This is a genomic window from Bradyrhizobium sp. 2TAF36 (genome assembly GCF_052114925.1).
In the GTDB taxonomy this organism is placed as follows: domain Bacteria; phylum Pseudomonadota; class Alphaproteobacteria; order Rhizobiales; family Xanthobacteraceae; genus Bradyrhizobium; species Bradyrhizobium barranii.
The window spans coordinates 1-13,984 of sequence record NZ_JBFRFR010000126.1 but is presented as its reverse complement, the minus strand read 5'-3'; the positions used below and the strand labels follow the sequence as shown (position 1 = coordinate 13,984).

The 13,984-nt window shown below is 59.9% G+C and carries 7 protein-coding genes; 4 read left to right on the top strand and 3 right to left on the bottom strand.

All coding sequences use genetic code 11. The features are described 5' to 3' along the window. Window positions 1–3,992 (bottom strand): DUF4082 domain-containing protein (locus AB4Z51_RS41260; protein WP_441499435.1); only part of this gene is annotated, 3,992 nt, incomplete at its 3' end. An 834-nt stretch (window positions 3,993–4,826) separates the two neighbouring features. Here AB4Z51_RS41260 and AB4Z51_RS41255 point away from each other — a divergent pair. Next, window positions 4,827–5,195, top strand: coding sequence for an H-NS histone family protein (locus tag AB4Z51_RS41255; RefSeq protein WP_135216966.1), 369 nt, complete (start codon window positions 4,827–4,829; stop codon window positions 5,193–5,195). 235 nt (window positions 5,196–5,430) lie between these two features. On the opposite strand, the gene AB4Z51_RS41250 is transcribed toward AB4Z51_RS41255, so the two are convergent. Beyond that, the gene (locus AB4Z51_RS41250) at window positions 5,431–6,573 is read right to left on the bottom strand and encodes a polysaccharide biosynthesis/export family protein (protein ID WP_135216965.1); all 1,143 of its coding nucleotides are present in this window, start codon (window positions 6,571–6,573) and stop codon (window positions 5,431–5,433) included. Between the two features lie 276 nt (window positions 6,574–6,849). Further along, a complete protein-coding gene (locus AB4Z51_RS41245) occupies window positions 6,850–9,162 on the bottom strand; it encodes a polysaccharide biosynthesis tyrosine autokinase (RefSeq protein WP_441499434.1) in 2,313 nt (770 codons plus the stop codon). Window positions 9,163–9,805: 643 nt separating this feature from the next. Here AB4Z51_RS41245 and AB4Z51_RS41240 point away from each other — a divergent pair. Genes AB4Z51_RS41240 through AB4Z51_RS41230 form a run of 3 tightly spaced genes read left to right on the top strand, consistent with a single transcriptional unit; the run spans window position 9,806 to window position 13,744 of the window. Continuing rightward, window positions 9,806–10,129, top strand: a complete 324-nt coding sequence (locus tag AB4Z51_RS41240) for a hypothetical protein (protein ID WP_135216957.1) — start codon at window positions 9,806–9,808, stop codon at window positions 10,127–10,129. 49 nt (window positions 10,130–10,178) lie between these two features. Continuing rightward, on the top strand, window positions 10,179–12,329 hold the full coding sequence (locus tag AB4Z51_RS41235; protein ID WP_441499436.1) for a peptidase domain-containing ABC transporter: 2,151 nt from the start codon (window positions 10,179–10,181) through the stop codon (window positions 12,327–12,329). Continuing rightward, entirely contained in the window at window positions 12,326–13,744 is a 1,419-nt protein-coding gene (locus AB4Z51_RS41230) for an HlyD family type I secretion periplasmic adaptor subunit (protein ID WP_244623458.1), read from the top strand. The genes AB4Z51_RS41235 and AB4Z51_RS41230 overlap by 4 nt, the downstream gene beginning before the upstream one ends. Window positions 13,745–13,984 lie beyond the last annotated feature (240 nt).

Sequence of the window (13,984 nt, the reverse complement as noted above, 5' to 3'; positions counted from 1 at the left end):
GTCTTGGTGTCGCCGGTGTCGGGATCTGTGTCGTTGGTGAGGACGTTGCCGGTGGCGGGCGAGCCGCCTGAACCATTGGCAATGCCGCCCTTCTCGGTGGCGTCGGCGACGTCGGCGACCGCCGTCGGCGCAGTGTTCGACGGGGCGCCCGACGCGGACGGGATGAACACGACGTCGGCCCAGTAGTTGGCGGCGCTCCATGTGCTGGTCGGGAAGACGCCGGCGGCGTTGGTGCCGCCGTATGCGTAGACGCCGTTTCCGGTGGCGCTCGCCGTCAGCGGCCCGTTGGTGACGGCGCTTGTAAAGAAGTTGTTGGTTGCAACATAGGCCCCCGTGGTGTGGTAGGAGGCGACGTATGTCGTGTTGGCGGTGAGGGTGATGGCCGTCGGCAGGGCCACCGTTTGCCAGCCGCTGGCGGTCGTATTGCTGAAGACAACGCTCGCCAAATTTGTGCCGGTTGAGCTCCAGAGATCGAGAATGTCGGTACCGGTGTCGCCCGCACTGCGGTAGAATTTGAGCGCAGTGATCTGACCAGCTACGGAGGTGGTGAACTTGACTCCAACTTCGAGCGGGGTGCCGTCCTGGAAGGAGCCAGCGGGCGCGCTGGATGCAGTGAACAGGCTCACCGGCGTTTGTCCTGGCGCCACCACGGTAAGGCTGACATTGGCGGTAGCCGTGCCGCCGTGCCCGTCCGAAACCGTATAGGTGAAGCTCGCGTTGCCGGTATAAGTGGCGTCTGGCGTGAAGGTGATGGTGTTGTTCTGCGGATTGCTCTGCACGTTGAGCGTGACGGTCCCATGGGTGGCGCCGCTCACCGCGGTGACGGTCAGGGCGTCACCATTGGGATCGCTGTCATTGCTGATGAGGGATGCGGCGGTGATCGTGACCGGCGCGCCCTGAGTTGCCGTCGGGCCGACGTCGTTCGCTGCCACCGGCGGCTGGTTAGTCGTACCGCTGGCGGGGTTGAACATGACGTCAACCCAGAAGTTCGACGCCTGGTACGTGTTCGTCGGGAACACGCTGCTGCTGCCGTAGGCAAAGACGCCGTTGCCGCTTGCGGGCGCTGTCAGTGGACCGCTGGTTACGGCAGAGGTGAAGAAGTTGGACGTGTTGGAATAGTGGCCGACCTCGGTGTGATAGGAGACGGTATAGATCTGTCCGGGTGTCAACGTGATCGGAGTAGAGAAAGTCGCGCTCTGCCAGCCGCTGGCCGTCTCGCCGGTGAAGGTGACGGTTGCAAGCTTTTGGCCGGTGCTCGACCAGAGCTCGCCGGTGTGGGTGCCCGTGTCCTGGCTGCCCTTGTAGAACCGTACGCCGGTTGCGGTGCCAGCGGCCGCGGTCTGGAATTTTACCCCGAGTTCGACCGCGCTCGCGTCCGTGGTGTTGACGACGGCAGGGGTTGCGCTCGGCGAGAACAGTGAGACGTAAGTCGGTGCCGTGACGGTCACGGTGATGCCGGCTGTCGGCGTTTGAAGATTAACGCTGTCGTCCACGGCGCGCGTGCGGATGGTGTAGGTGCCGCCGACCTGTGGCGACCAGGAATAGGTCCAGTTCGTGTCGCCGACGGCCGTGTACCAACTTACGCCGTTGTCAGTCGAAACTTCGACGCCGGCGACCACGCCGCCGACGTCCGCGGCGGTACCAGATATCGTGACGATGGTTCCTGCCGTAACGGTTCCGAGCGGATTGATGGTGGAAGTCGGCGGAGTGTGGTCCGTCGAGGCGGTGGCTGCGACGAGTCCTGATTGAAGCGTGCCCGGCTGAATGCCCATGTCGGCGAGCAGGTTGATCATTGCCTGTTGCACACGCGGGTCGGTCGGCGTTTGCTCCAAATCGTGATTGTCGCTCAGCGCCCAGGGCCAAAAGACGGTCCCCGCACCAAAGACCAATGCACCGCTTGGTGCGCGATAGAGCGTCAGGCTGTGGGTCGAGACGCCGGCGCCGGTGGTGTTGCCGTAGTCGAGCAGATAGGTATTCACCGGCAAGGTCGTCGAGGAGAGCCGCACCAGGCCCGCAGGATCAAACCCATTGTCGACCGCGTCGTCCCACTCATAGCCAAGATAGTTCTGGACCAGCGACGCAGTCTGTCCGGGCTGCAGGTTTGCAATGCTGGTGTTGCGCCAGAAGCGTAGATCGGAATCGCTATAGGGGATTTGGATCGACTGGAGGTTGGTGCCGACGTCGTCGACGTCGAAAAGCTGTCCGGTGAGCGAGTTCTCCGGATTGCCGCCGCCGGTTGCCGGCGGGCTGAAACGCGGGTCGCGGAACGTGCCCGTCCATTGGTCGCTCGGGTCGATCGAGGAGTTTGCCCACGTCTCCTTGTACGAAATCAATGTGCGATAAGCGGTCGCATCGCTGCTGATGCTATTGCCCCAGCGGGTACGCCAATAAACCTCGTTGCCGCTCCAGAACATCAGGTTGACGCCGGCATCGCGCGCGGCCTCGACATTGGTGCGCTGCTGACCCGACCAGTATTCGTCGTGGCCGGCATCGACATAGGTCTTGTGATTGAGCAGCAGGCTGCCGAAGCGGTCGACGTCAACTCCCGCCATATAGGAGACGTCGTAACCGTTCTGCTCGAGCCAGGAGATGCCCGCGTATTCGGCGCCGAACAGATAATCCTGCGGCCCGGCATACGTGCCCACACCGCCCCGCGTGGCGATCGGACGATTATAGCTGACCGCGTAGGCGCGGCCGGCGCCTTGGCCGGTCGCGGGTCCGTTACCGCCGTAGAAATTGGCTCCGCCCCATCCATTGTAGGCCTGCCAGGTCTCATCAGAAGTTTGGAATACGACGTCGCTGTGACTGCTGTCGTCCCGCACGATGAAGGGGATTTCATTCTCACCCGCCGTTCCATCCAGACGCGTGAGCTTTGCGATGTAGACGCCTGACACGGCATCCGCCGGAACGTCCCAACTTGCCGAAACCGCCCAGTTGCCGGCGTCGACCAGTCCTGTCGTGCTGTCTCGCAAGGGCGCCGGCTGATTCTGCAGCCCGGTATGATCGATCGTCGCGACCTTCCGGGCGCCCATGCCGCCATAATATCCGAGGCGGTAGATATCGATCCTGTAGTGCGTCGAATCCGTGTCGATCTTGAAGTTGATCGTCGAGCCGTGATTGACGCTGATGTCCGTCGCGAAACCTTCGATGTTCGAGTCGCCCGCGCCGTCGATACCCCACTCGCTTTCAGGATTCCCCTGCTTCTGGTTCTCGAGGACGATCGGGTTGAGGGCTGTTGCTGCGGCCGTCGCGGTCGTTGTCGCATCAGCCGCGGTGAACGCTGACGTAGCCGCCGATCGGAGGCCGGATGATGCCGAAGGAGCTACCGCAGTCGTAACGGAGCCGGACAGAATCCCGATCTGGCCAGTCAGTGTGGTGCCAGTCTCCCCGCCGCCGCCGCCAGGCAGCTGCGTGTTCCAGTTCGCCAACGGTGCCACAAATTGCGTTGACATGGCGTCGCTGATGGAGCTGCCCATGAGGCCGACCTTGCTGGTCGGCACGAAATCAGCTCCGGATCCGCTGCTATGCACGATTTGGCCAGCCAACTGGGTTGAGTTGGTGTGGCCCTGGCTCATCACCTGGGTTGGGCAATTGATGTAGCCGCACGAACCGCAACAAAGTGGTGCGCTGGCCGGTGTGGCCACGGCAGAAGCCTTGGCGAACAAAGACCCGGTGAGGCCGCCAGCCATGGCCGGCGAGGGAGAGCCGTCGAGGATCACGACGGGATTCGACGTCGCGGCGATCGGGGCGGGGCCTCCTGCCGCCGGCCCAGCAAGTCCGACTTTCGCCTCTGCGAAGGACAGCGGCCCTATGAGCGCGGAGGCGTTCGCCGACTCTTCCTGCGACCGCGACAGGCCCCCAGACAAGAACCAATTCCAGTCTTCTGCAATAGACGCGTCCTCTGATTTCTTCCGCTGGGGAATCCGTTGCCAATTCTGAAACCCGAGCGCCATACGGCTCCAATCAGACGCTTCCTGAAATAACTTCGTCATATCTATGTTCTCGCGAGAGAAGGGGGATAAGCCTGGACAAACGGAACGCGGCGACAGAGGTCGGGTCGGGCAGGTGCTGCAATGGCGGCTTCGATGTCAGGATACCGAGCGGCATCGGGCGATTGCATGCCCGCGCCAGGGGATCGTGAGTTCGCGACCAAGCGTGTGCCGGTTCGCGAACTCGTGCATCTCGATGCGCCATCCCGCCGCGATTGCAGGCTCGCCCTCGCAATGGTTACCCCGATCATGGCACCTTCCCGCAGGCCGCAATGCGACAGGCCGGTCACAGATTAATTATTGTTTAATATCATTCCATCTGTTAGTCGAGAATTAAATATGCGGCCATGTAATTAAATGCGGTTCATGTATTTGGGCGAAAGGGCGATGACGACCTAATGTTTAATGAGGTTGTTCTCGCGCCGATTTTCATGGGATTCGCGGCACTGCCGGACGTCCGGGCCTCAAGGCTCAAATCGAGGTCGACGTCTCGTCTTGAGAGATGCTGAAGTTCTTCGCTGCCGGTTGCGGCCGCTCATTTGCCCGGGAGGCGAGCGCTTCGGGGAAAGGCGTGAGAGAGATTGCGCCAGTGGTCCGCATTCCCTGCCAACAGCCTGCGCGAGGCCGCGCCATCTACCTGCTTTTGAATCGCGCAATATATTCGATTGCGAGTTGTCCTCGCTTGGTACGTCTTCTGGAGTAGCTTGTCCCCACAAAATTGTGCAAATGACCGATTTTCCCAAAGTTTGCCTTAGTAAATTCTTGGTTTTTCCTTTATTGCAAATTAAACAGGGAAATATGACGGCTCATTATATGGGCGGCGCCGGGGACAAGCGCATGTGGGGGAAAGAACTCGAACTCAAGTTCATGTCTATTGGTGATCTCTGGTCACTTCATGAGAAGATCAGCGCGATATTGTCGGCCCGGATGGAGGCCGAGAAGCGCGAACTTGAGAAGAGGCTGGCAGTTCTCAGTCGGGGCGTGGCCGACATGCCGGATTCGGGTGGTGCTCGTACGCTCCGAGGCGAAAAGCCGCGACGAAAGTATCCGAGAGTGCTCCCAAAGTACCGCAATCCGAAGACCTCCGAGACCTGGTCGGGACGCGGCAAGCAACCCCGGTGGCTTGTCGCGGCGATGAAATCAGGAAAGAAGATCGAAGAGTTTCGGATCAGCGAGAGTGGCTCCAAGGGCCGGCAACGCGCCTGATCCTGGAGGGCGACAAATCCTCGACATCAGGTCAGCACGTACAGCAGCTACGGAGTCCGATCAGCATCGTCAGGCCGACGGTTGCTGGGTCTATGTCCTTACCGGCATCGGATGCGGTTCAACCGGTAGGCAATCGGTAAAGAATGCTGGCCGATCGAGATAAGTCGCGACCTGACTGCGCCGCCCCGAAGCAGATGGGATTGTGATCATGTCGGCTCGGCGTCGCCGCCGCACACTATTGACTGGTAGTGGTAATCGGCTGGGGAGTCGTGATGACCGTGGTTGATCCGGTGCCGGCGGCAGCGGCTTTCAGCGCGTAGGCGTTGGTGGCGTAGATGATCGGGTCGTTTACGGTGGCCATGATCGTTCGCAGGAAGGTCAGGAATTTGGTGGTCTCGACTGACGCCGAGTTGGACGTGTAGACGACATCCTTATTCCGCATCTCAAAGGTTTGAGCGAGGAAATAGCCTGACGGATCGCGGAAATTGATCAGATAAATGACGGGAATGATCGGGCCCTTAAAGGGCCCGCAATCGACGCCCATTGCCTTGGCCACTTCCCGCGTTTCGCCCCGGTACAGGAAGACCGAGGATGGATCAGCCAATCCATCGTTCATGCCACCCTGCTTGCCGACCGCCTCGGCTAGCGAAACACGCCACGCGTCGAACTTGAATTGCCCCTGAAGGCCGGACGCGCCGAACGCGACAAAGGTTTGCGGTTGGCTGTAGAGATAGATGATGTCGTTCGGCAGCACAAAAATATTGTTGGAAGGCTCGTACATCAGTGCGCCGAACGGAACGCTTGCCCGGTGTCCCGTGCGCTCGAGCGACACCCACATGTCATAACCTTGCGTTATGGGGCCGCCGGCGCGCGCGACGGCATCGACAACGCGCTCACCGGACGGGCTGGCGCGGAAGCGGCCTCCGGCCCGCACGTCGCCAAGGACGCTGATCAACGACGTGTTCTGCTCGGCCAAAGCCACGATAACTTGTGGTTCGAGGGCTCGGCCCTTGAGTTTGTCCGTGATTTCGTCGCGAATCTCCGAAGGGGTGCGGCCCAGTGCCCGGATGGTGCCTGCGTAGGGAACAGCAATATAACCCTTCTCGTCCACGGCCTGGTTTGGAACCGTGACGAAGTTGCCGGCGCGGACGCCGGCGTCGGAGGTAAAGAGGCCGCCAGCTCCGGATTCGAATATGGTGATGCTGACCGTGTCGCCCACGCCGAAGCGGAATGCCTTGGGAGGCGTCTTGGCGGCAAAGGCCGTGGACAGCCTTGGTGTATAGCGGCCGAGAACTTCGACAACCTCGGGTGTCAGCTTGACCAGGGCGTAGGGGAGGGCGGCGGCCTCAAGTCCTTCCGAGGCCGATCGGACGTCCATCGACAATGGCCCGGATCCAGGCGTGATGATGCACCCGGCGCTAGATAGCGCCAGGAGAACAGCAACAATCCTCCCGCATCCTGGCAGCGCGATAATGGCTAATACTCCCCAAGTGTCGTCCGAGTATGAATTCCAAGTATGTACAAAGTACATTTATACGTGATTCAGACCAGAGAATCATCGCGGTTACCTGAAGGGCAATCGGTGATTGTTGCTAATCTGCAACATGATGGAACAGGGCGCTGCGCCCATGATCCTTGGCGGGGTATGAATTGGTCAGTTTGAGCCGGTCAGCCCGTAGCGGATATAGTGCTCGTCCCGATAGTAGTCCCTGCATTGCGTGTCATAGCGCGACATTGCCTTGATGTCGGTCTTGTTGAGAACCGCCCCAATAAGGCACTCGTAAACATTCGGGGCCGTGTGCAGTGCATGCTTGACGACCTCCACCTTCGTCTGCCCCCATTCCACCACCAGGACGTAACAGTCGATGAAGGTTGTCGTCGAACGAACGTCGACCAGCGGGGTCAGGGGCGGAAGGTCCACGATGACGTAATCATACGTCGAGCGTAGCTGATCGAATAGTTTGCGCATCGAGTCCGCGGCCAGCACTTCGCTGGTGTGGAGCACCGGCATTGGGCTGACCGCCGGGAGAATCGCGAGGTTTGTCTTTTGATCCCGCCAGATCGTCTCCTCGAGCGATCTGTTATGGCTGATGACGTCGACGATACCCGTTGTCGCGTTCGCGGCAAGACTGGCCGAAAGTGACGGATTCCTGAGATCTCCATCGACTACGATGCAGCTCTTGCCGCTATGGGCGATGAGCTGGGCGAGCGAGGCAGCAATCGTCGTCTTCCCCTCGTTCGGCAGGGTGGAGGTGATACCGATCACCTTATTGGAGGCTTTGCTGGGATTGAGATCTATGGCGAGTTTGATGGCGCGGATCGACTCGGCATACCGAGATAATGGCTTGCCGACCACCGTTCCGTGGAACGTTGAACTGCTGGAAACTCTCCGCCGCCGCATGTCGTGGTCGAGGCTCCAAGCCCACGTCCTTTTAGCTCGCAACGCCGGCACCAGTGACAGGCAAGGCAGTCCCAGCGTCGATTCGATCTGCGCGGACGTGCGGAAGACCCGATCCATCATCTCCCTGAACAGGCCCAGTCCCAGGCCCAAGCCGAGGCCGCCGACCAGGCCCAGCGCCATGACCATTGCGCCCTTCGGCTTGCTCTTGCTCTGCGGCGGCACCGCGAGATTCATCACCCGGGCCTCCGCGATCGGAAAGCTCTCTTGCTGCGCTGCCCCCACGTAGCGCTGCAGGAATGTATCGTGCAGGCTGCGCAAGCTTTTTGCCTTGCTTTCCAATTCGCGGATCGTGATCTCAGCCAGATTTGTCGAGCGGGACTGCTCCACGGCCCCCGACATTTGCTTCTCAATCTCCTGCTGTCGCTGCTTGGCGACCTCGAATTCGCTCCGGCTCGTCTCCGCATATCTCTTGACCTCGTCAAGGATAGAGCCGCGGAGCTCGCGCATCCGGTTTCGCAAGTTGACGACCGCGGCGTGGTCGCGGCCAAATCGTGGTACCCACTCGGCTACGCGTCGCTCGAGTTCGAGATATTGCTGGCGAAGGCTGGTGATGATGGGGCTACTTAGTGCGTCGCTGCCCGCTGCATCCAAATTGCCGATCGACGGCGAGTTTGCCGGATTGGCCTCCAAAATTGCCTCGTAACGGTTCAGCTTGGCTGCAGCATCGGACGTCTGCGCACGAGCGGCGACCAATCGGCTGCTGAGATCGGTGATCTGCTGATCGTCGATCGGCTTTCCCCCAGTGGAAATCAAGTTGTTCTTGGACTTGTAGGCGCTGACAGCGCGTTCAGCCTCGAGCGCCTGCTCTCCGAGCTCCTGCAGTCGTTCCTGCATCCAAGTCCTTGCCCGGCGATTTGTCTCCAGCTTCGCTTTCTCCTGATCGGCGAGATAGACTTTCGCGATTGCGTTGGCGATCTGGGCAGCTCGTATTGGATTGCTCGAACTGAAGTTGATCTCGATGAGGTTGCTGAAACCGATCCGGTCCACCACCGTGCGCTTTTGAAACGTAGTGACGATCCCTTCCAGTGGCTCGCCGGTCGGAGCGGGCTGCAGATCGTCCGGCGGCGACGGCAACAATGCCGCGCGAAGCCGCTGCCAGTGGGAGGGCGAGGACGGGGGCGGTTGCTTGAAATCTGGGTCGTCGGCGAGTTTGAGCTRATTGATGACCTTGATCGCCATTGCTTTCGATTTGAGGACCTGGACCTGCGTTTCGAACAAGGTGAGGTCGAAGGCCGGCTCTGCCAGAATGGATTGTTGCTGGATGAACTGTGTCTTCGCGTTCTCAAGCATGACCTGGACCTGGGCGGTATAGGTCGGTGGCGTGATCAGCAGATAGATCAGGCTAGCGGTCAATCCGAGTACGGCTGCAAGAATGAGCACCAGGTACTGCCGCCAGAGAAATCCAAGGGCGGCGCTGATGATTTCGCCGATGCCGCCGCCTTCGGCTTCATCATTGAAGGCAGGTGCGCGGAGCCTGTCAGTTTGCAGCATATTGGTCTGGAGCATTCCGTTCGCCTCTGCCGCTTGTTAATCTCGCCGGAACAGCCGCCAGCGTAGTTTGGTATGGCCGCCGAATGCCATGCTGCCCTGTATTTAAAATATACTGAAAAATCACCCTCGTTCAAATGAATTAAATGCGCTCTAGTTAATTTCGGTGGTACCGGGGAACCCGCCGGCAGGCGAGGCGGGGCATAATCGTTCTCAAAACGGGAATCTGTTCATGCTTGACGTGGGCGAGACGGATATTTGCTTAGTCATTCGCGGAAAGCAAGATTGCCGATCGAATTGAAGGAACTTCAGCTTGCGGGAGGACCTAGATTAATCGTAATAATTACGCGGATGCCGAATTGAGAGATAATCAATTGACAATTAATTCGCCGCGATATTTATTTATTTGCAGAAATATTGGTGGTGATTTCAGGTGTCGGAGATGCTGACACAAGAGCCGGGTTGTCTGTTTTGACCGCTCCGATGCACGGTTTTACGGCGCCCTGCAATTTTTCCGTGAGTGTCGGACGGATATCGAAGCAACAACAGGCCGGCTTTGAAGCGAGCGGCCGCCCTGGATCCGTGACTATCGTCGGCGTCGAACCCTTGGCTGCAGGCCGACGCGCGATTCGAGATCGAGTTCGCAGCATTGGAGGCTTCGATGCATGCCGAACTTTATACTGACGGAGTGGAGGAGATCACCGTTGGCGGATCGATCGTCCGGGTTGACCTGGTCAGTCTTTCGCCGACCGAACGCGATGCCAACAATGCGCCGAAGAGGGTGTTCCAGCAGAGGCTGATCTTTTCAGTGGAGTCGTTTGCGAACTCGGTCGAGGTCATGCAGAAGGCGCTGCAGGGGTTGATCGACGCCGGCGCGGTGCGGCGCAACCAGCCGAGCCCTCCTGGCCAGTCTCACACTATTACGGCAGAACGCGATCCGTCTGGCAGCCCTCGGTCCCCAAATGTCTCAAGCAATTTCCGTTGAAGCCGAAGTCACGGGCTCGGGAGCTCCGCCTGTGAGCGCTGATGAGGCCCTGCGTCCGGCATTGCGGACAGAACTGGAATGCCTCGCAAAGGCCGCCGCCTATCACGGCGTTGACCTGCCGGTCGAACGCCTCAAGCACACCTATGTCATCGACGGGACCCCGGTCTCGACGACCCGGTTGCTGCGCATAGCGAAGGAGGCTGGCCTGCGCGCAACGCCTACGAATCTCGATTGGGGGGCACTGTTTCGGTTGGGAGAGGCTTATCCGGCGCTGCTCCGACTTTCAAACGGCAACTGGATCGTGGTTCTCGGGGCAGGTCATGGGGCCGATGGCGCCGAAGCGGTCAGTGTGTTCGATCCGCTCGCCGARCGCCGGGATGAGCCTCTGATCGTCGCTAGGGATAAGTTCTGTACCAGTTGGGGCGGCGACGCCGTCCTGATCAAGCGCGAGCGGCTTGCATCGGATCATCGTCCGACGTTCGGGCTACGCTGGTTCATTCCCGAATTGGCGCGTCAATGGCGCTTGTTCGTCGACGTCGCGATCGCTGCCATTATGCTCTATGCACTGGGTCTTGCGATCCCGATATTCTTCCAGCTCGTCATCGACAAGGTGCTCGTGCATGAGAGCTTTACCACGCTCTATGTGCTGGCGGGCGGCGCGACTGCCGCGCTGGCGTTCGACGCAATCTTCGGATTTCTGCGACGCTATATTCTGCTTTATGCGACCAACAAGGTCGATATTCGTGTCGCAACCAAGACGTTCGGTCATCTCCTCGGTCTGCCCGTGACCTTCTTTGAGCACATTTCGGCCGGCATCCTGGTCAAGCATATGCAACAGGCAGCGCGAATTCGCGAGTTCCTGACCGGTCGTCTGTTCCTGACGACACTCGACGCGCTGTCCCTGTTCGTTTTCCTTCCGGTGCTGGCGCTCTATAGTCTCAAATTGACATGCATGGTGCTTGCCTTCACTGCGGCCAGCGGCATGGTCGTCGTGCTCCTGATGGGACCGTTCCGTCGGCGTCTTTATAACCTCTACCAGGCGGAAGGTGCGCGGCAGGCTCTGCTGGTCGAGACCGTGCACGGCATGCGTACGGTGAAGTCGCTGGCGATGGAACCGCTGCAGGGCAGGGTCTGGGACGATCGCTGCGCGCAGTCAGTGACAATGCGGTTCGGCGTTGAGAAGATTTCTGCCGTGGCCCAGTCTACCACCGGTTTTCTCGAGAAGATGATGACGCTCGGCATCATTTCGCTTGGAGCGCTGGACGTCTTCAGTGGCGAGATGACCATCGGCGCGCTGGTCGCCTTCAACATGTTGGCAGGACGCGTGTCGGGACCACTGGTCCAAATGGTGACAATGGTTCACGAGTATCAAGAAGTTGCCCTGGCGGTGAAGATGCTGGGCGAGGTAATGAACCAGAAGCCCGAACGCGACGGCAATCGCGAGGGGCTTCGGCCCGAGTTCGCCGGCAAGATCGATTTCGAGAATGTCTCGTTCCGCTACGGATCGGAGGGCGCGCCGGCGCTGGATGACGTCTCCTTCTCCATCACGCCGGGGTCGATATTCGGGATCGTCGGCCGAAGCGGCTCCGGCAAGACCACGCTGACGCGGCTCATTTCCGGGATGTATCCGGTGCAGCAGGGCTTGCTGCGGGTCGACGGATACGATTCGAGGGAGCTCGATCTCACTCATCTGCGCCAGAATCTCGGACTGGTACTACAGGACAACTTCCTGTTTCGCGGCACTGTTCGCGACAATATTGCCTGCGTGAAGCGCGACGCGACCTTTGCCGAGGTCGTCCGCGCAGCGCAGCTTGCGGGCGCCGATGAATTCATCGAGCGGCTTCCACGCGGCTTCGACACCATGCTCGAGGAGGATGCCTCAAATCTGTCCGGCGGACAGAAGCAGCGCCTTGCGATTGCCCGGGCGCTTATCGTTAACCCCCGCATCCTGATCCTGGACGAGGCGACGAGCGCGCTCGATTCCGAAAGCGAGTTGATTATCCRGCGCAATCTCCGCCGCATCGCCGAGGGACGGACCGTCATCATCGTCTCGCATCGGCTGTCGATGCTCTCAGACGCAAACCAGATCCTGGTGATCGATCGTGGCAGGATCGTCGACGTCGATCATCACGATCGGTTGCTGTCGAAGTGCATGATTTACCGGCATCTATGGAACCAGCAGACGAAGCAGGTCGCATGACCAAGCCTGAGAAATCCCGCGGCGATGCAAGCACTCAAGCGCCGATGACCGAACGGCGGCGACGCGCGCTGTTCAGACCCGCCAGACACCGGCCTCCGGTGGTGACGGAATTCCAATCCGACGCGATTGAGGTCGAGAATCGGGCTCCACCGCGCATCGCCCGCATGACGCTCTATTGTGTCCTGGCGTTGATACTCGCCGCGATCGGCTGGGCATCGGGATCGCAGGTCGACATGATTGTGACGGCCCAGGGCAAGCTGGTCACCACGCGCCCCAATCTCGTCGTTCAGCCGCTCGAAACCTCCGTTGTCCGCGAGATACATGTCAGGCCAGGCGACCGGGTCAATCGCGGAGACCTGCTGGCAACGCTCGATCCGACATTCTCGCAAGCGGATCTGGACCAGTTGCGCGGCAAGGTTGGGGTGTTCAATGCCGGGATCGACCGTCTCAAGGCCGAAGTGAATAGTGAGGACTATGTCATCGGGCAGTCCATCAACGCCGATCAGGTCCTGCAGCGCAAGATATTCCTGCAGCGCAAAGCGACTTACGATGCTCAGATGGAAAACTACAGCGCGCAGATCGCCTCTGCTCGCGCGAACCTGAAGACTGCACAGAACGAAGAGGCGGTGCTCGTTCAGCGGCTCGAGACGATGAGGTCGATCGAGGTCATGCGTGCGACGCTGATGGATAAGGAAGTTGGCTCGAAGCTGAATTTGCTGCTCTCGCGTGACGCTCGTCTTGATGTTGAGAGCAATCTGGCGCGTACTCGCGGCAATATGGCCGATTATGAGCATCGGCTCGATAAGGCCCAGGCAGACCAGAAGGTCTACGGCGAGGAGTTTCGCAAGACGGCTTATCAGGACCTCGTGGAGATGCTCGCGAAGCGGGACAGCGCCTCCGAAGACCTCAAGAAGGCCGAGCTTCGCCGGCAATTAATCGTGCTGAAGGCGCCGGCCGATGCGATCGTGCTGGATATTGCCAGCCGGACAGTCGGTTCGGTCGCCCGTGAGGCCGAGCCGATGTTTGTGCTTGTCCCCCGCGATGAGCCGCTCCGGGCTGAGGTCAATGTCGAGGGCAAGGACATCGGTCGGGTTTCGGTAGGCCAGCCCGTGCGGATCAAGTTTGATGCCTTCCCGTTCCAGAAATACGGGACGGCCAAGGGCGAGGTGCACGTCATCAGTCAGGACGCGTTCCCGCCGGATCCGAAAGCCGAAGGTGCGCGCCACGCGACCGCTCCCTATTACCGCGTATTGGTCGACCTGTCCGACACTCACCTTCGGCTGCCGGAAGAGCGCGCTCAATTTATTCCGGGCATGGCGGTGACCGCCGAAATGAAGGTCGGACGGCGCAGCGTGATATCCTATTTCCTCTATCCGTTGCTTCGTGGATTGGATGAGTCCATTCGCGAACCCTAGAGATTCCCGGAGTTTTGGCTTGACGCATTTTGTTGACGCGAACCGACCTCTACTTCGCTCGAAGACGTCATAAGTGTAAGCGCTGTTCAGCGGCCACCTACCGGATGACGGGGTGATCTGCGAGTCTGCGGTTTGTTCGGACCGTTAGGCTTAGAATGGACACAGTGCATAGTGCTATCGCGGAGCCGGTGCGGCGGCTTGAGGTCTTCACGGCTTGAGGTCTTCACCGGAGCCGGTCGT

Coding starts and splice junctions, on each gene's coding strand:
- AB4Z51_RS41255 (WP_135216966.1), top strand. CDS start 4,827: ATGTGGGGGAAAGAACTCGAACTCAAGTTCATGTCTATTGGTGATCTC.
- AB4Z51_RS41250 (WP_135216965.1), bottom strand. CDS start 6,573: ATGGACGTCCGATCGGCCTCGGAAGGACTTGAGGCCGCCGCCCTCCCC.
- AB4Z51_RS41240 (WP_135216957.1), top strand. CDS start 9,806: ATGCATGCCGAACTTTATACTGACGGAGTGGAGGAGATCACCGTTGGC.
- AB4Z51_RS41230 (WP_244623458.1), top strand. CDS start 12,326: ATGACCAAGCCTGAGAAATCCCGCGGCGATGCAAGCACTCAAGCGCCG.